Raw genomic sequence first — 16,110 nt, forward strand, 5'->3', positions numbered from 1 at the left:
GAGGTGCCCATGCTGATTCCCCACGACGCGCTCGAAGTCGACACCCTCACCCGCCTGATCGAGGATTTCGTCACCCGCGACGGTACCGACAACGGTGACGACACGCCGCTGGAAACCCGCGTATTGCGGGTTCGCCAGGCGCTGACCAAAGGCCAGGCGTTGATTGTTTTCGATCCGGAAAGCGAGCAATGCCAGTTGATGCTCAAGCACGACGTGCCCAAGCACCTGTTCGACTGAAAACGGTCAGCGGCCCTTGCCGCTGGCCTGTTTGCGCTGGATCCGTTCGTAGACCTCGGCGCGATGCACGCCGATCTGCTCCGGCGCTTCGACGCCGAACCGCACGCTGGAGCCGTTGACCGCCAGAACGCGCAGAGTGATGTTGTCGCCGATGGAAATCAGTTCACCGACAACACGGCTGAGTACAAGCATGGGGGTTGTCCTTCAAGGTTTGCGAGCCTCGAAGATGCGCGGGTTTCGACCGCCCTACAATGCACGCCGGGCAATTCAGTCATTCCCTACGCATCAGGTCGCGCAAGCCTTCAGACGTTTCCTTCAAGGCTGCAAGATTCAGCTCGCGGAAAACCGTGGTCCGAACAGGATCACACTGGCCCCGATCACACACAAAGCCACACCGATCCAGTCAGACCCCAACGGGCGGATGCGCTCGACCACCGCCAGCCAGCCAATCGAAGCAATGATGTAGATGCCGCCATAAGCGGCGTAGGCGCGACCGGCGTAAGTCGCTTCGACGCGCGTCAACAGCAGCGCGAACAGGGTCAGGCTGATCAGCGCCGGGATCACCCACAAGGCGCTCTTGCCCTGGCGCAGCCACATCCAGAACGCGAAACAGCCGGCGATTTCGAACAGCGCGGCGAGGAAGAACCACAGGTAGTTGAGCATGCAAGACATCTCGTCAGGGTGACTGTTGCGGCCACCCTAACGATGCGGCGAACCCCGGGCAAGTTCAGCCGTTGTTCTGTTTGGCCTTGGCGCGCATCTTTTCGGCCATCGCGGTCATTTCGTTGTACAGCAGCTGCGGATTCTTCTGTTTGAGCGCCCAGGCCATACGCCCTTGTTCGTGAGGCAGGATCATGAACTCGCCGGCCGCGACTTGCTGGTAGATGTAGTCGGCAATATCGCTGGCGGTGATGGGCGAACTTTCCAGCAACTTGCCGACCTGGGCTTTCATCGCCGGCGTCGGGCCACGGAAGGAATCCAGCAGATTGGTCTGGAAGAATGACGGGCAGACCACATGAACCCCGACTTCCTGTTGGGCCAGTTCGATCAACAGACTTTCCGACAGCGCCACTACCCCGGCCTTCGCCACGTTGTAGTTGCTCATCGCCGGCCCCTGCATCAGCGCGGCCATCGAGGCGATGTTGATGATCTTGCCCTTGCTCAGTTCCAGCAGCGGCAGGAACGCCTTGCAGCCCTTGACCACGCCCATCAGGTTGATCGCGATCTGCCAGTCCCAGTCCTCCAGCGACAGTTCGCTGAAGAAACCGCCCGAGGCCACACCGGCGTTGTTGACGATGATGTCGATGCCGCCAAGTTTCACTTCGCAGGCCTGGGCGAACGCCGTTAGCTGGCTGTAATCGCGCACGTCGCAGCGCTGGATGAAGCCGTCGCCGCCAGCCTCGCGAACCAGTTTCAGGGTCTCTTGCAAACCGGGTTCGCTGACGTCGGACAAGGCCAGTTGCCAGCCTTCACGCGCCCAGCGCAGCGCGATTTCGCGACCCAGGCCTGAGCCCGCGCCAGTGATCATCATGCGATTTTGCATAGCAGACAGCCTTGTTGTTCCGGGGAAGATGCGCGGAGTGTAGCGAAGGATCCGCAGCGACCCACGCTCCATCAGATTGCTGAATGGCGAGGGCAAACCGCAACAACAAACGAAATAAGCAGGCGAGCCAAATACCTTAAAAAAACATTGAATTTTCTTTCATGTGCACCAGTCGGAATTAACAAGCCGGCTGGATTTAATTCAACTTCCAGCCGCCCTTGAACACCAAGACTTAACAGACACTATCAACAAGGAAATAGACATGGGCACAATTTTAATCATTATCCTGATCCTGTTGCTGATCGGTGGTCTGCCGGTCTTCCCGCACTCCAGAAGTTGGGGTTATGGCCCATCGGGCATTATCGGCGTAGTGCTGGTAGTCCTGTTGGTGCTGTTGTTACTCGGTCGGATATGACTGTTTGACCGACAAAAAAAGAGGCCCTTCAAGGGCCTCTTTTTTATGGTGCCGACTGATCAGTCCGGCTTGCCGTTAATCACACCGGCGGTGTTGTCCATCAGGCTCTTGGTCGCCGTTTGCAGGAACGCTTCGAGCTTGAGTTTCAGCTCGGCTGTGCGCGGAGCATCCGGTACCACTTCAGCGTGCGGGTTGGCACCCAGCTCGTACTGATAGATCTTCGGTGCCATTTCCTTCTCTTTCGGCAGCACCAGGATCTGGTCGGCGGTGACGATGGCGGTGGTCTGCTCGCTGCCCGACGGCTTGATCACACCGAAACCGGTGTCACCCTGCGGCAGGTTCAGCAGATCGCGGCCCCAGCACTGATGGCGCACTTCGCCACCGAGGCGACCCATGATGGTCGGCACGATGTCGATCTGGGTGCCCACGGTGTGGTCACGGGTACCGAATTTTTCCTGGATGCCCGGTGCGATCATCAGCATCGGCACGTTGAAGCGGCCCAGGTCCATTTCGGTGATCTGACGCTCATTGCCGAAACCGTGGTCGCCGACGATGACGAACAGGGTTTCCTTGAAGTACGGCTCCTTGCGGGCTTTCTCGAAGAACTGGCCCAGCGCCCAGTCCGCGTAACGCATGGCGGTCAAGTGCTCGTTGAGCGTGCCACGATCCGTCACGCGCTCGACCGGCAACGGCGTCGGCAAGGCGTACGGCGTGTGGTTGGACAGGGTCTGCAGCAGCGCGTAGAACGGCTTGCCGTTCTCCCGGGCCTTGAGCTCCACCAGACCGCGGTCGAACATGTCCTGGTCAGACACGCCCCAAGTCGGATCGGAGAACACCGGGTTCACGAAGTCGTTGCGGCCGACGAAGTTGGTCATGCCCTGGTTGCTGAAGAAACCGGACTGGTTATCCCAGGCAAAATCACCGTTGTAGACGTAGACATCGTCATAGTCACGAGCGCTGAGCAACTGCGGCAGGCCGGACAGCTTGTGGCTGCCTTCCGGGGTCTGCATCAGGTATTCGAAACCCGGCAGGTTCGGGAAGCACGCCATGGTGGCGAACATGCCCTGGTGGGTATGGGTGCCGTTGGAGAAGAAGCGGTCGAACAGCAGGCCTTCCTTCGACAGCTTGTCGAGGTACGGCGTGATGTTGCCCGGCGCGCCCAGAGCACCGACCGAGTGACCGGCCATGCTTTCCATGAGGATCACGACGACGTTCTTGATCGGCAGGGTCTTGTCGGCAGGCGGCGTGTACTCACGACGCACGGCGGCGATATCGGCATCCACCAGTTTGTCGTCCGGCATCACCAGCATCTCGCGTACCACTTTCTGCGCCTGATCCTGCGGCAGCGTGGCTTTCCAGATGTTGTCGCGATCCTCGCCCATCCGGTCCTTGGCCGCCGCGATCAGCGACAGCGTGCCGTTGAGGCCGAGCTGATTGGCGAAGTTCGATTCGGTGGTATACACGTCCCCCCAACGCAGCGGCGGGCCTTGACGCAGGGTGCCACGAGCGGCCACCACACAGACCAGCAGACATACTACGAAGACAACCAGACGCGCATACCATGGCGCCACTTGACGGGTGCCGACGTTGCCACCGCTGAACGGACCACGCGGACGGGTCAGACGGTCGGCGCCCTTGAACGCCAGGGTCAGGATCAGCGTGCCCACGGCCCAGGCCAGCAGATAACGCACCACCGGGAAACCGTACCAGAGCATGCTCATCACGGTTTTCGGGTCTTCCTTCACGTACTGGAACACCAGGCCGTTGAGGCGCTGGTGGAACTCGCGATAGAAGTCCATCTCCATCAGACCGAGGAACAGTGCAATGCTCGAAGCAACGGTCAGCCACAGACGGAAGAACCCGCGCGCCGCCATGGCCCGGGCACTGAACAGCGCCAGCACCAGCGGAATGCACAGGTACACCACCAGACGCACATCGAAGCGCAGGCCGTTGGCGAAGGCTTCGAGGAAGGTCGAGGCCGGGGTGTCGAGGATCATCTCGCGGTTGTAGACCAGCAGCGCGAGGCGCAGCACGGAAAACATCACCATCATGACCAGCGCGCACAGGAGCGTGTAGGCCAGATGCGATTTGACGGTCGGTTGCAGCAGGCGACTGGAAGATCGCTGCTGACTCAGGGCGTCCGGGTTTGCCATGTCGTTTTAGGACCCATTGGAAGTTGAAGTTGCAAAAATTCAGCTGCGCCCTGCCCTCTGTTGGCCATTCCAGGCCCCGGGGCTTGCGCGGAGCGCAAATGTTGCACGATCACCGGCGGCATTGCCATTGATTAGTGCCCGTTGCCGGACGCTTTCATTCAAGGCACGGCGCACCGGGACAGGTGCAGACAGCGCGGGCGAATTGTCTTGGAGACTTTGTGAAAATTTCGTCCAACGCATATCTGGAAACACAATAAACCCGGAAAACAAAACGCCCCGAGTTCTTCGGGGCGTTTACAGATGAACGCGACAGTTACTTCTCGGCGCGTTCTTTCAAGGCTTTGAGGGTGTTGAACGGTGCATCGACCACAAACTTGTTGGCGATCATCGACGGCACGCTGCCGCCCGGCTCGGTGTGAACCTGATAGGTCACTTCAACCTGGTCGCCTTTTGGTACGAACTTCCAGAAGCCTTTGACTTGAGCAACCCGCACAAAGCCCTTTTCTTCAGGCAGGTACTTCGGCACGCCTTCCAGATTACGGGTCAGGCTGCCATCGGCGCCTTCAACAGTGGTGACATGCAGAATCGAATCGCGCGGAGTCACCGGCCATGGCGTGTTGAACTGAGTGTAGGTCCAGCTCTGGTCGCCTTCGTGCTTGAGCAGTTTCTGGGTCTTGCATTCGTGAATCCAGGCGCAGGCACCGGAAACGTCTTCCTGCAAGGCGCGCAGTTTGGCGATGGTGGTCTTCATCACGGTCACGCCCTGATAAGACTTGTAGTCCGAACCCGGCACTTCGCTCAGGGAGACCTTGATGCCGTCCTCGTTCTTGGCGACTTTCCAGTCTTCAGCCTGGGCGGCCGAGGTGGCCAGCACGGCCGTCAAACCACACAACACAGCGATACGATGCAGCGAACCCATAGTCTTATTCCTTATTGTTGAAGTTCCGTTCGTTTGACACATCACGCCGCCGTCATCTGCTCCCACCAGCCGAGCAGTCTGATCGCGTCGTCCTGGCTGCTGCCGCAGACTTCGGGATCGGCCTTGAATCCTGAACAGACCGCTGGACGTTCCGGTCGGCCGAAAATGTTGCACAGGTTATCGACCGACAACTGAACGCAGCGTTCACCGGCAGGTTTGCCATCGGGCATGCCTGGAATCGGCGAACTGATGGAAGGGGCAATGCAGCAGGCGCCACAGCCTTCACGGCATTTCATGACGACGCATTCCTCGCAGCGGGCAATGTGTTAAAGGGACGCGGAACAGGGTAACCGCTTAAACGGCTGTTTTAAATTGCCTGAACCGGCGTTTTTACGCAGAAACGAAAGTGACTGACCAGTCTCCGACAAAGCGTCTGGTCTGCGGGTCACCAATGGGGACGATTTATTGCTTGAACTCGAAATCCAGCGCCGCGCCTTCGACTTCCCGACGCTCCTCATTGCGCAGTTGCAGCTGCATTTCGTTGCTGAGCAGACGGCCGTTGAGCTGAAACCCGTTGTTCTTGTCACCGAACATTTGCGGCAGAATCGGTTCGCGTTTGGGCAGCGTCACGGAGCCAGGTGGTTTCAATTCCTGAACCATATCTTTGGGCAGGCTCAAATCGAGTTTCGCGGACGGCAACGGCGTCTTGGCCACTTCTTTTGCCGACTTCGACTTGGAAGCGACCGGTGCGCGCTTCTTGGCTGGAGCAGCCTTTTTCTGCGGTGTTTTTTTCGCTGGAACGGTTTTCTTGGCCGTGACCGGTTTTTTCGCGGTAGCGGTGGCCGGCGTCTTTTCCTGCGCCGCAGCCGCCAAAGCGCCGGGCACATGACCCATCAACAGCAAGCAGAACACGACCCAGGCGGCAGAAAATTTCGCTTTCATGAACCCAACGAAGCTAACGGCAGATAGCCATATGCTCGCCTGTTGGACGTCACATGACAAGCGCCCTCAATGTTTCAAAACCCGCCGGCCATCTCCTGGCAGAGCTGGGTCGCCAGCATCCCGAGGGTCATCAGCGCCCGTTCCGCCTCGCGATTCCACGGGATGCCGCAGTTCAACCGGATGCAGTGGTTGAACTGTTCGGTGTTGCTGAAGATCAGGCCTGGCGCAATGCTGATGCCCTGTTGCAGCGCTCGCACGTGCAATTCCTGGGTGTTGACCCGCCCTGGCAGACTGACCCATAGAATGAATCCACCGGTCGGCCGGGTCATCTGAGTGCCTTCCGGAAAATACTGCTGAACCGCCAGCTGGAATGCGCTGAGATTTTTTCGGTATTCCTGGCGGATGTACCTTAAATGCCGGTCATAGCCGCCGTTTTCCAGGTACGCCGCGATGGCCATTTGCGTGACGCTGCACGCCGAATGGGTGCTGAAAGTCTGCAAGCGCTGGATTTCCTGCTGGTACTTGCCGGCGATCATCCAGCCGATGCGCACACCGGGCGATAATGTCTTGGAAAAACTCGAGCAGTAGATCACCCGATCGAGCCGGTCGTAGGCTTTGAGTGATTTTGTGCGACCCTGTTCGAACATCAACTCGCCATAGATGTCGTCTTCGACGATCTGGATATCGAAGTCCGAGGCCAGTCTCAGCAATTGCTTCTGCCGTTCTTCCGGCATGGTGCCGCCGAGTGGATTGCTCAGACGCGTGGTCAGCACCAGCGCCTTGATCGACCATTGGTTGGCCGCCAGTTGCAGGGCTTCGAGGCTCATGCCGGTGGCAGGATCGCTGGGAATCTCGATGACTTTCAGGCCCAGCAGGTCAGCCAGTTGCAGCAACCCGTAATACGTCGGTGATTCGGCGGCGATCAGGTCACCGGGGCGAGTCAGCACCCGCAACGACATCTGCAAGGCGTCGACGCAACCGTGGGTGATCACCACTTCCGAAGGGTCGACGACAACGCCTGCATCACGCATGCGGATCGCCACCTGTCGGCGCAGCGGCTCGAAACCCGGGCTGAACATGTAGCTGAACGCCCGAGGGCTGTGAAACCGGGTGACTTTGGCCAGTTGCTGATGCAGGGCGCGCACCGGCAGGTAATCGACACTCGGCACCGCCGCACCCAGCGGGAACACGCCTTCACGACGGGATTCGACCAGCACTTGCTGAATGATGCTGCTGCGGGTGACCAGGCCTGGCCGTTCGACCCGGGCGATGTCCGGCGTGGGCGCCGTCAGTGCGGGAGTCTGGTGCACGTAGTAACCGGACTGCGGCCGCGCGCGGATCAGGCCCTGATCCTCGAGGTTGGCGTAAGCCTGCAATACGGTGGCATGGCTGACGTTGAGCTGCGAACTCATCTTGCGCACCGAAGGCACGCGCTCGCCAGGTTGATAGACGCCACGGCGGATATCTTCGGCCAGCTGTTGAGCAATACGTTGGTAGAGCAAGAGATTGGTCATGACGCAGCACTCGATTTCACGGGCGTTTTATTCTTGTGTGAAACAATACCGGAACAGTTTGGAAGTGTACTGGGACAGTTGCCATATTAGTCAACCATACAGTGCTGTGTCGGTTAAATCTGTACTGCTTTGTGAGGTAATCGACAGACGTAAAAAAGCCCGGCGCTGCCTGACAGCCCGGGCTTTCCAGTAACGCCACCCTCAGCGGGTGGCGCCGAGCTGGCCTTTTTCGTCGGAGAACACGATTTCCACCCGACGGTTCTGCGCACGCCCACGCTCGGAAGCGTTTGCGTCCACCGGGTATTCGTCGCCGTAGCCTTCGACCTGAATGCGTTTTTCGTCGATGCCCAGATCCGTCAGCACGTCCGCTACCGACTGCGCGCGATCGCGGGACAGCTTGAGATTTTCCTGCTTGCCGCCGGTGCTATCGGTGTAGCCCTCGATGCGCACGACGCGTTTCGGGTTGAGTTGCAGAAATTGCACGATCTTCAGCACCACGCGGTTGGCCGAATTTTTCAGTTCGGCTTCGCCGGTATCGAACAGCACGTCACCCAGGGTCATCACCAGGCCACGGTCGGTCTGGGTGGTGGCCAGCGCAACGATCTGCTCTTCCAGCCATTTGCCCTGCTGTTGCACGCTCAGCAGTTTCGACTCGCGCAGGGCCAGTTGCAGGCGCTGGCGTTCAAGTTCCAGTTTCGCTGCGCGTTCTTCGTTGAGCACCTGATTGGTGTGCTCACGGGCGATTTCGCTGTAGCGCTGACTCAGGTAGGCGTAATGCACCACGTCCGAGCCGCTGCCCCAGTACGTCGACAGACGATCGGCACGGGCCAGGGACTCACCGGCGCGAATCACGTCTTTCGGCGCGATACGCAGCACGTTGGAATCTTCCTTGACCTTCTGGAAGTCGGTGCTGGCCTGCTGCAATGCGGATTCACTGTGCTGACCGGCGCAGCCGTACAGGCTGGCGCAACCGGTGAGGATCAGAGCGCCGAGGGTTTTGGACTTCAGGCTCATTGGGCATCCCCCAGTTGCTTGCGCAGTCGGACGATGCGGGTGTTGAGCACATTCACTTGCTCTTCGCTCTTCTGGGTCAACACTTTGGCTTCCGCCAGACGGGCGTCGAGTTCGGCCTGTTCGAGGCGCATCCGCGCATTCTTGTACGATTCGCCGGCCATGCTGCCCTTGGCCCGGTTGAACTTGTCTTCTGCCAGTTTCATTTCCGGCACGTCTTCAGCGGTGGCGCCCACGGCTTTGGCTTGCTCAAGGGCCTGCTCGGTCAGGCGCATTTGTTCGTTGGGTGCCGGATCGCTGGCGCAACCGGCCAGGGCCAGAACGGCCATGGCCGCGAAAAGAAGTCGATTACTCACTAAGAATCCCTACTGTTTTGGGGCGCTGACAGGTGGTTGCGGCGGCTGTTGCTGCTGCGCCTTCCAGCGCTCGATGTTGCGTTGCAGCGCGGCTTCCGTCAGGCCGGACGCGGGCAATTCTGTCATCTTTTTGGCCAGCTGTCCGCGCAACCACGGATCGTTGCAGGCCGAGTTGTGCGAAACCGCGAGGAACAGACCGGGGCGGTCGATGGGTTGTTCAAAAGCCAGCAGATCATTGGCCATGCCCAGTGCCTGCGCGGCTGCCATGCCCGAGTAGCGACCGGCGAGTACATATTCCACCTCGCCCAGCAGAAGTTTCTGAAACGCCTGGGTCAGGTTTGCCGTACGGGTCAGGGTCAATTGCTGCTCGGCGAAAGTGCCGAATGCCGGGGTCATTCGAGACTTTTCCGACAAGCCTCCTTGATGGTCCTGGAGATCCTTCGCTTCGCTGTAGACCAGAGTCGACCCCTTGCGGGTCCAAACTAGATAGTCGTTTTCCAGCAACGGCGGGTGAATGTAGTCGAGGTTTTCCAGCTCGTTGAAGGTCAGCGACGCGTCAGCCAGCATGTCCATGCGCCCGCTGCGCACCTCGTCGAGGGCCTGGGAACGCTTGCCGGCGTACAGCAGATCGACTTTGATCCCCAGCTCTTTCGCCACCTGTTGCAACAGGTCAGCACTGGCACCGATCAGTTGTTTGGGGTTCTGCGGATCCTGCCAGAGATACGGCGGTGCATCCGGGCTGCCGGTGACGACCAGCCGCTCGCACTTGCCCGCCGCCAACGACAGGCCCGGCAACAATGCCAGCCCCAGTAACCACGAGCAGTCCAACCGACGATGCAGATCCATGGCGAAACGCTCCCACTCAAATCCGAGACAAAAAAAAGCCCGACCAAAAGGTCGGGCTCTTTATAAGTGAAGCGGCCGGATTAGACCAGCTTCTCCAACTCAGGTACGGCTTCGAACAGATCCGCCACCAGGCCGTAATCGGCCACCTGGAAGATCGGCGCTTCTTCGTCCTTGTTGATCGCAACGATCACTTTGGAGTCTTTCATACCGGCCAGGTGTTGGATCGCGCCAGAGATACCGACGGCGATGTACAGCTGTGGCGCAACGATCTTGCCGGTCTGACCGACCTGCATGTCGTTCGGTACGAAACCTGCGTCGACCGCGGCGCGGGAAGCACCAACGGCAGCGCCCAGCTTGTCGGCCAGAGCGTACAGGTGTTTGAAGTTGTCGCCGTTCTGCATGCCGCGCCCGCCGGAAACGACGATCTTGGCAGCGGTCAGTTCAGGACGATCGGACTTGGCCAGCTCTTCGCTGACGAAGCTGGAAGTGCCGGCGTTGTGAGCAGCAGCAACGGATTCAACCGAAGCGGAACCGCCTTCAGCGGCAACCGGATCGAAACCGGTGGCACGCACGGTGATCACTTTGATCGCTGCGGTCGATTGCACGGTAGCGATGGCGTTACCGGCGTAGATCGGACGCTTGAAGGTGTCAGCGCTTTCTACCGAGATGATCTCGGAGATCTGGTCAACGTCCAGCTGGGCGGCAACGCGCGGCAGGATGTTTTTGCCGTTGGAAGTAGCGGCAGCCAGGATGTGGCTGTAGCCAGCGCCCAGTTCGGCTACCAGCGGAGCAACGTTTTCCGGCAGCTGATGCGCGTAGGCAGCATTGTCAGCGTTCAGGACTTTGCTCACACCCGCGATTTTCGCGGCGGCTTCAGCCACGGCGCCAGCGCCCTGGCCTGCAACCAGAACGTGAATGTCGCCGCCGATTTTGGCAGCGGCAGCCACGGTGTTCAGGGTGGCCGGAGCCAGCACCTTGTTGTCGTGTTCGGCGATTACCAAGATAGTCATGATCAGATTACCTTCGCTTCGTTTTTCAGTTTCTCGACCAGTTCAGCCACCGACTTGACCTTGATGCCCGCGCTGCGTGCAGCCGGCGCTTCGACTTTCAGGGTCTTGTTGGTGGAGGCGGTGGAAACGCCCAAAGCGTCCGGAGTCAGCACTTCGAGAGGCTTCTTCTTGGCTTTCATGATGTTTGGAAGGGACGCGTAGCGCGGCTCGTTCAAACGCAGGTCGGTGGTGACGATCGCTGGCAGTTTCAGGGAAACGGTCTGCGCGCCGCCGTCGATTTCGCGGGTCACGGCAACGCTGTCGCCGGAAACTTCGACTTTCGAGGCAAAAGTGCCCTGACCGTAGCCGCTCAGTGCAGCGAGCATCTGGCCGGTCTGGTTGTTGTCGCTGTCGATGGCCTGTTTGCCCAGGATCACCAGCTGAGGCTGTTCCTTGTCGACCACGGCCTTGAGCAGCTTGGCCACGGCCAGGGAAGTCAGGTCTTCAGCGGATTCGACGAGGATGGCGCGGTCGGCACCCAGAGCCAGTGCGGTACGCAGCTGTTCCTGAGCGGTGGACGGGCCGATGGAGACGACGACGATTTCAGTCGCAACGCCTTTTTCTTTCAGGCGTACGGCTTCTTCCACTGCGATTTCGCAGAACGGGTTCATCGACATCTTGACGTTGGCGAGGTCTACGCCGGAATTGTCCGCCTTGACGCGAACCTTGACGTTGTAATCCACAACGCGTTTGACAGCTACAAGAACCTTCATGGATTCCTCGTTACTCTCCGGTGAAAAGAAAGTCGCCTAGGCGAACCTGGCGGTTGATGCTCATCGGGCACAAGGGCACCTCTAAAAACGCCGGCTGAGCGGGATGACCGTTCGTCAGTCGTGACCGACGAGTCATGCCGCTTCGCGGTGTGTAAACTGCGCGCCGAACCTGCGCTGCGCATCACCGGTTACCGCCTACGCCCTGTCTTTAGAGGTGCTCTTGAAACCACCATTCAGCCTACGGCGAGCGCAAAACCGCCCGTATCTTGACCGGAACGCCCATTCTGGTCAATACGCCAAAATGCCCTGTCATAAGCCGCGCTTCTTTGATTTCTCTGGGCTGGAGCCGATTCAAACAAACGTTTGTATTGGACGCTAAGAGTGGTGTAGATATAATGCGCCGCCTAGAGAGAAAGGTGGTTTGCCCATTATTAGCCTTGACGTTAACGTAAAGGCAATAACGGATACGACACCGAACCTCCAAATTAGAAAAAAAACTGTTGAGCCTTGAGTAGGAGATAGCCTGTGGAACGCGAATACATGGAATTCGACGTGGTCATCGTCGGTGCCGGCCCCGCTGGCCTGTCCGCCGCCTGCCGTCTGAAGCAGAAGGCCGCCGAAGCCGGTAAGGAAATCAGCGTCTGCGTGGTCGAAAAAGGCTCCGAAGTCGGCGCACACATCCTGTCCGGTGCCGTGTTCGAACCGCGCGCTCTGAACGAACTGTTCCCGGACTGGAAAGAACTCGGCGCCCCGCTGAACACGCCCGTCACCCGCGATGACATCTTCGTGCTGAAAAACGCCGAAAGCGCGCAAAAAATTCCTGACTTCTTTGTGCCCAAGACCATGCACAACGAAGGCAACTACATTATCTCCCTCGGCAACCTGTGCCGCTGGCTCGCTCAGCAGGCCGAAAACCTGGGCGTGGAAATCTACCCGGGCTTCGCCGCTCAGGAAGCGCTGATCGATGAAAACGGCGTGGTACGCGGGATCATCACCGGCGACCTCGGCGTCGACCGCGAAGGCCATCCGAAAGAAGGCCTGTACACCCCGGGCATGGAACTGCGTGGCAAGTACACGCTGTTCGCCGAAGGCTGCCGTGGCCACATCGGCAAGCAACTGATCAAGCGTTACAACCTCGACAGCGATGCCGACGCCCAGCACTACGGCATCGGCCTGAAGGAAATCTGGGAAATCGACCCGGCCAAACACCAGCCAGGCCTGGTGGTGCACACCGCCGGTTGGCCGATGGACATCATGGGCACCGAGAACACCGGCGGCTCCTTCCTCTATCACCTGGAAAACAACCAGGTGGTGGTCGGTCTGATCGTCGATCTTTCCTACAGCAACACCTACCTGTCGCCGTTCGACGAATTCCAGCGCCTCAAGCATCACCCGGTGCTCAAGCAATATCTGGAAGGCGGCAAGCGCATCAGCTACGGCGCTCGCGCAATCTGCAAGGGTGGCCTGAACTCGCTGCCGAAAATGGTCTTCAAGGGCGGCGCGCTGATCGGTTGCGATCTCGGCACCCTGAACTTCGCCAAGATCAAGGGCAGCCACACCGCGATGAAGTCCGGCATGCTCGCCGCCGAGTCCGTGGCCGACGCGCTGTTCGCTGAAAAGGACGGCACCGAAGAGCTGACCACCTACGTCGACGCGTTCAAGAAGAGCTGGCTCTACGAAGAACTGTTCGCCAGCCGCAACTTCGGCCCGGCGATCCACAAGTTCGGCGCTATCGTCGGCGGCGGTTTCAACTGGCTGGATCAGAACATCTTCGGCGGCAAACTGCCGTTCACCCTGCACGACACCAAGCCGGACTACGCCTGCCTCAAGCTCGCGGCCGACTGCAAGAAGATCGACTACCCGAAACCCGACGGCAAGATCAGCTTCGACAAGCTGAGCTCCGTGTTCATCTCCGGTACCAACCATGAAGAAGAACAGCCGTGCCACCTGAAACTGACCGACCCGACCATCCCGCTGAGCAAGAACCTGCCGCTGTATGACGAGCCGGCACAGCGCTATTGCCCGGCCGGCGTGTATGAAGTGATCACCAAGGAAGACGGCGAGAAGCGCTTCCAGATCAACGCCCAGAACTGCGTGCACTGCAAGACCTGTGACATCAAGGATCCTTCGCAGAACATCACCTGGGTGACGCCGGAAGGCGCCGGCGGCCCGACCTACCCGAACATGTAAGTCGAATTGCTGAACATCAAGGCTCCCGAAACGGGGGCCTTTTTGTTGCCCGCGATTCAGTGCATCACATCAATACTTGTGGCAGTTCAGGCAGCGCGCTCATCCCCCGGACTGCGCTCGAAATAGCGTTTGTACTCGCGACTGAACTGCGACGTGCTCTGATACCCCACCCGATGCGCCACCTGCGCCACTCCCAGTCCCTCGGCGATCAGCAACGTCTGCGCCTTCAACAAACGTAAACGCTTCAGATACTGCACCGGCGACAGCAACGTGCTGCGTTTGAAATGCTCATGAAAGGTCGACACGCTCATGTTCGCGCAACTGGCCAACGTCTCGACATTCAACGGTTCGGTGTAGTGCGAATGCAAATGGCTGATAGAAGCCGCCACCCGGGCGAACTGCCCCTGCTGCTCCACCAGCGCCCGCAGCACATCAGCCTGAGGTCCGCGCAACGCCACGAACAACAACTCCCGCACCCGCGCCGGCCCGAGAATCTGGCATTCCAGCGGATCATGCAGACAGCGCAACAAGCGCTCGACGCAACCGCGCATGTCATCGTCGAGCACCACCGACGTCATCGACTCCGGTGTCTGCGCCGGAATATTCCGTCCCGGCGCCAGCCCCATGGCCAGCACCAGTTCACCGAGCAGCACCCGGTCGATCGCCACCGACACACCCAGCAACGGCGCGTCCGGCAACGCGTAGGTCTCGCACTCGAACGGCACCGGCAACGCCTGGATCAGGTAATGCCCGGCGCCGTACTCCATGGTGCGCGGCCCCAGATACGCCAGTTTGCTGCCCTGGGCGATGATCATCAGGCTTGGTTCATAAATGTGCGGGCCACGGGCGACGTCGCAACTGGCGCGCAACACCTGCACGCCCGGCAGCCCGGTCTGGCTGTAACCATCGCGCAGCGCCAGCGGTTCGATCAGCGAAACCAGGGTGGCGTTGGCATCAAGGTGACGGGTCAATTGCATCGGGTGGCTCTTTAGAAAAAATCACGGAAAAAGGGATAAAAGCATCATCGCAGATCCTTTTGCCAATGCGACCGATCAACCCCGCATGCCGGAGGATTAGGCATGACACCCGGAGGAATCGCCATGGCCGGACGACTGGACGGCGCCCAGAATGCGCCGCCTCACCTGTCACTGCTTTTGCGAGGTTTCACATGTACACCGCCATCGGCTATGCCGCTCAAACGGCCACCACCCCCCTCGCCCCGATGAAATTCGAACGCCGCAGCCCACGGGTCGACGACGTCGCCATCGAGATCCTGTACTGCGGCGTCTGCCACTCCGACATCCACCAGGCGCGCAACGAATGGGGCATCGCCGTTTACCCGTTGATGCCCGGCCACGAGATCGTCGGAAAAGTCACCGCCGTCGGTGCGAACGTCACCAAACACAAGGTCGGCGACCTGGTCGGTGTCGGCTGCATGGTCGACTCCTGCCGCACCTGCGAAGCCTGCCAGTCGAACCTCGAGCAATACTGCCTCGAAGGCCCGACCATGACCTATGCCACCCCGGACCGGGTCGATGGCAGCAACACCATGGGCGGTTATTCGGACAGCATTGTGGTCAGCGAACACTTCGTGGTGCGCATTCCCGAGAAGCTGGATCTGGCGGCTGCCGCACCGATTCTCTGCGCCGGCATCACCACCTACTCGCCGCTCAAACACTACGGTGTAAAGGCCGGCGACAAGGTCGGGATTCTCGGCATGGGCGGCCTCGGCCACATGGGCATCAAGTTCGCCAAGGCCATGGGCGCTGAAGTGACGCTGTTCACCCGTTCGGCAAGCAAGGCCGAGGAAGGTCGTCGTCAGGGCGCAGATCATGTGATCGTCTCCACCGACGAAGAGCAGATGAAAGCCGCGGCCGGTCGTTTCGACTTCCTGCTCGACACCATTCCGGTGCAGCACGATCTGAACCCGTACCTCGACACCCTGCGCTTCGACGGCGTGCACATTCTGGTGGGCCTGATCGAACCGATCGATCCGCCGGTCCACGCTGCGAAACTGGTGTTGGGTCGTCGTGTATTGGCCGGTTCGTTGATCGGTGGCGTCGCCGAAACCCAGGAAGTGCTGGATTTCTGCGCCGAGCACAACATCAGCTGCGACATCGAAATGCTCGACATCCGCCAGATCAACGAAGCCTACGCCCGCATGATCGCCGGCGACGTGAAGTATCGCTTCGTCATCGACATGGCGACTCTGAAGCTCTGAT

At 59.6% G+C, this 16,110-nt stretch carries 18 protein-coding genes; 4 read left to right on the forward strand and 14 right to left on the reverse strand.

The annotated features are described in order from the left end of the window. Positions 1 to 9 precede the first annotated feature (9 nt). On the forward strand, positions 10 to 237 hold the full coding sequence (locus GQX66_RS09795; protein WP_003172962.1) for a YheU family protein: 228 nt from the start codon (positions 10 to 12) through the stop codon (positions 235 to 237). A 6-nt stretch (positions 238 to 243) separates the two neighbouring features. Here GQX66_RS09795 and csrA read toward each other — a convergent pair whose 3' ends face one another. The 3 genes from csrA to GQX66_RS09810 all read right to left on the reverse strand — a co-directional run bounded on the left by csrA (position 244) and on the right by GQX66_RS09810 (position 1,780). Then, positions 244 to 429, reverse strand: a complete 186-nt coding sequence (gene csrA, locus GQX66_RS09800) for a carbon storage regulator CsrA (RefSeq protein ID WP_039770603.1) — start codon at positions 427 to 429, stop codon at positions 244 to 246. Between the two features lie 138 nt (positions 430 to 567). After that, positions 568 to 900 carry a YnfA family protein gene (locus tag GQX66_RS09805; protein WP_007950874.1) on the reverse strand — a complete coding sequence of 111 codons (333 nt, stop codon included), beginning with the start codon at positions 898 to 900 and terminating at the stop codon, positions 568 to 570. Between the two features lie 64 nt (positions 901 to 964). Continuing rightward, positions 965 to 1,780: an SDR family oxidoreductase gene (locus GQX66_RS09810; protein ID WP_085745029.1), complete on the reverse strand. Its 816-nt coding sequence runs from the start codon at positions 1,778 to 1,780 to the stop codon at positions 965 to 967. A gap of 256 nt (positions 1,781 to 2,036) precedes the next feature. Between GQX66_RS09810 and GQX66_RS09815 the strand changes: the two genes are divergently transcribed. Then, a complete protein-coding gene (locus GQX66_RS09815; RefSeq protein WP_169432680.1) occupies positions 2,037 to 2,195 on the forward strand; it encodes a DUF3309 family protein in 159 nt (52 codons plus the stop codon). Between the two features lie 59 nt (positions 2,196 to 2,254). Here GQX66_RS09815 and GQX66_RS09820 read toward each other — a convergent pair whose 3' ends face one another. The 10 genes from GQX66_RS09820 to GQX66_RS09865 all read right to left on the reverse strand — a co-directional run bounded on the left by GQX66_RS09820 (position 2,255) and on the right by GQX66_RS09865 (position 11,698). Next, a complete protein-coding gene (locus GQX66_RS09820) occupies positions 2,255 to 4,348 on the reverse strand; it encodes an LTA synthase family protein (RefSeq protein WP_085745030.1) in 2,094 nt (697 codons plus the stop codon). A 313-nt stretch (positions 4,349 to 4,661) separates the two neighbouring features. After that, positions 4,662 to 5,267, reverse strand: coding sequence for an START domain-containing protein (locus GQX66_RS09825; protein ID WP_007950871.1), 606 nt, complete (start codon positions 5,265 to 5,267; stop codon positions 4,662 to 4,664). 41 nt (positions 5,268 to 5,308) lie between these two features. Continuing rightward, on the reverse strand, positions 5,309 to 5,563 hold the full coding sequence (locus tag GQX66_RS09830; protein WP_085745031.1) for a YkgJ family cysteine cluster protein: 255 nt from the start codon (positions 5,561 to 5,563) through the stop codon (positions 5,309 to 5,311). Positions 5,564 to 5,729: 166 nt separating this feature from the next. Next, entirely contained in the window at positions 5,730 to 6,209 is a 480-nt protein-coding gene (locus tag GQX66_RS09835; RefSeq protein ID WP_085745032.1) for a translation initiation factor 2, read from the reverse strand. A gap of 74 nt (positions 6,210 to 6,283) precedes the next feature. Next, the gene (locus GQX66_RS09840; RefSeq protein WP_007950868.1) at positions 6,284 to 7,723 is read right to left on the reverse strand and encodes a PLP-dependent aminotransferase family protein; all 1,440 of its coding nucleotides are present in this window, start codon (positions 7,721 to 7,723) and stop codon (positions 6,284 to 6,286) included. Between the two features lie 201 nt (positions 7,724 to 7,924). After that, positions 7,925 to 8,737, reverse strand: a complete 813-nt coding sequence (locus GQX66_RS09845; protein ID WP_085745033.1) for an OmpA family protein — start codon at positions 8,735 to 8,737, stop codon at positions 7,925 to 7,927. Then, positions 8,734 to 9,090: a DUF4398 domain-containing protein gene (locus tag GQX66_RS09850; protein WP_173892743.1), complete on the reverse strand. Its 357-nt coding sequence runs from the start codon at positions 9,088 to 9,090 to the stop codon at positions 8,734 to 8,736. The genes GQX66_RS09845 and GQX66_RS09850 overlap by 4 nt, the downstream gene beginning before the upstream one ends. A gap of 9 nt (positions 9,091 to 9,099) precedes the next feature. Further along, positions 9,100 to 9,936 (reverse strand): transporter substrate-binding domain-containing protein, encoded by an 837-nt coding sequence (locus GQX66_RS09855; RefSeq protein WP_240868545.1) that lies wholly within the window; start codon positions 9,934 to 9,936, stop codon positions 9,100 to 9,102. An 80-nt stretch (positions 9,937 to 10,016) separates the two neighbouring features. After that, the gene (locus GQX66_RS09860) at positions 10,017 to 10,946 is read right to left on the reverse strand and encodes an FAD-binding protein (RefSeq protein ID WP_085647477.1); all 930 of its coding nucleotides are present in this window, start codon (positions 10,944 to 10,946) and stop codon (positions 10,017 to 10,019) included. 2 nt (positions 10,947 to 10,948) lie between these two features. Continuing rightward, a complete protein-coding gene (locus tag GQX66_RS09865) occupies positions 10,949 to 11,698 on the reverse strand; it encodes an electron transfer flavoprotein subunit beta/FixA family protein (protein WP_003226982.1) in 750 nt (249 codons plus the stop codon). A 525-nt stretch (positions 11,699 to 12,223) separates the two neighbouring features. Between GQX66_RS09865 and GQX66_RS09870 the strand changes: the two genes are divergently transcribed. Continuing rightward, a complete protein-coding gene (locus GQX66_RS09870; RefSeq protein ID WP_007950858.1) occupies positions 12,224 to 13,888 on the forward strand; it encodes an electron transfer flavoprotein-ubiquinone oxidoreductase in 1,665 nt (554 codons plus the stop codon). 86 nt (positions 13,889 to 13,974) lie between these two features. On the opposite strand, the gene GQX66_RS09875 is transcribed toward GQX66_RS09870, so the two are convergent. Beyond that, positions 13,975 to 14,865 carry an AraC family transcriptional regulator gene (locus tag GQX66_RS09875; protein WP_085745036.1) on the reverse strand — a complete coding sequence of 297 codons (891 nt, stop codon included), beginning with the start codon at positions 14,863 to 14,865 and terminating at the stop codon, positions 13,975 to 13,977. A 191-nt stretch (positions 14,866 to 15,056) separates the two neighbouring features. Here GQX66_RS09875 and GQX66_RS09880 point away from each other — a divergent pair, with 191 nt between their 5' ends. Further along, the gene (locus tag GQX66_RS09880) at positions 15,057 to 16,109 is read left to right on the forward strand and encodes an NAD(P)-dependent alcohol dehydrogenase (RefSeq protein WP_240868548.1); all 1,053 of its coding nucleotides are present in this window, start codon (positions 15,057 to 15,059) and stop codon (positions 16,107 to 16,109) included. Position 16,110: the final 1 nt, after the last annotated feature.

The organism is Pseudomonas sp. B707, from assembly GCF_022496685.1.
In the GTDB taxonomy this organism is placed as follows: Bacteria; Pseudomonadota; Gammaproteobacteria; order Pseudomonadales; family Pseudomonadaceae; genus Aquipseudomonas; species Aquipseudomonas paraglycinae.

Excerpts from the sequence above, each read along its gene's own strand:
- GQX66_RS09795 (WP_003172962.1), top strand. The coding sequence starts at position 10 with ATGCTGATTCCCCACGACGCGCTCGAAGTCGACACCCTCACCCGCCTG.
- csrA (WP_039770603.1), bottom strand. The coding sequence starts at position 429 with ATGCTTGTACTCAGCCGTGTTGTCGGTGAACTGATTTCCATCGGCGAC.
- GQX66_RS09805 (WP_007950874.1), bottom strand. The coding sequence starts at position 900 with ATGCTCAACTACCTGTGGTTCTTCCTCGCCGCGCTGTTCGAAATCGCC.
- GQX66_RS09810 (WP_085745029.1), bottom strand. The coding sequence starts at position 1,780 with ATGCAAAATCGCATGATGATCACTGGCGCGGGCTCAGGCCTGGGTCGC.
- GQX66_RS09820 (WP_085745030.1), bottom strand. The coding sequence starts at position 4,348 with ATGGCAAACCCGGACGCCCTGAGTCAGCAGCGATCTTCCAGTCGCCTG.
- GQX66_RS09825 (WP_007950871.1), bottom strand. The coding sequence starts at position 5,267 with ATGGGTTCGCTGCATCGTATCGCTGTGTTGTGTGGTTTGACGGCCGTG.
- GQX66_RS09830 (WP_085745031.1), bottom strand. The coding sequence starts at position 5,563 with ATGAAATGCCGTGAAGGCTGTGGCGCCTGCTGCATTGCCCCTTCCATC.
- GQX66_RS09835 (WP_085745032.1), bottom strand. The coding sequence starts at position 6,209 with ATGAAAGCGAAATTTTCTGCCGCCTGGGTCGTGTTCTGCTTGCTGTTG.
- GQX66_RS09840 (WP_007950868.1), bottom strand. The coding sequence starts at position 7,723 with ATGACCAATCTCTTGCTCTACCAACGTATTGCTCAACAGCTGGCCGAA.
- GQX66_RS09845 (WP_085745033.1), bottom strand. The coding sequence starts at position 8,737 with ATGAGCCTGAAGTCCAAAACCCTCGGCGCTCTGATCCTCACCGGTTGC.
- GQX66_RS09855 (WP_240868545.1), bottom strand. The coding sequence starts at position 9,936 with ATGGATCTGCATCGTCGGTTGGACTGCTCGTGGTTACTGGGGCTGGCA.
- GQX66_RS09860 (WP_085647477.1), bottom strand. The coding sequence starts at position 10,946 with ATGACTATCTTGGTAATCGCCGAACACGACAACAAGGTGCTGGCTCCG.
- GQX66_RS09865 (WP_003226982.1), bottom strand. The coding sequence starts at position 11,698 with ATGAAGGTTCTTGTAGCTGTCAAACGCGTTGTGGATTACAACGTCAAG.
- GQX66_RS09875 (WP_085745036.1), bottom strand. The coding sequence starts at position 14,865 with ATGCAATTGACCCGTCACCTTGATGCCAACGCCACCCTGGTTTCGCTG.
- GQX66_RS09880 (WP_240868548.1), top strand. The coding sequence starts at position 15,057 with ATGTACACCGCCATCGGCTATGCCGCTCAAACGGCCACCACCCCCCTC.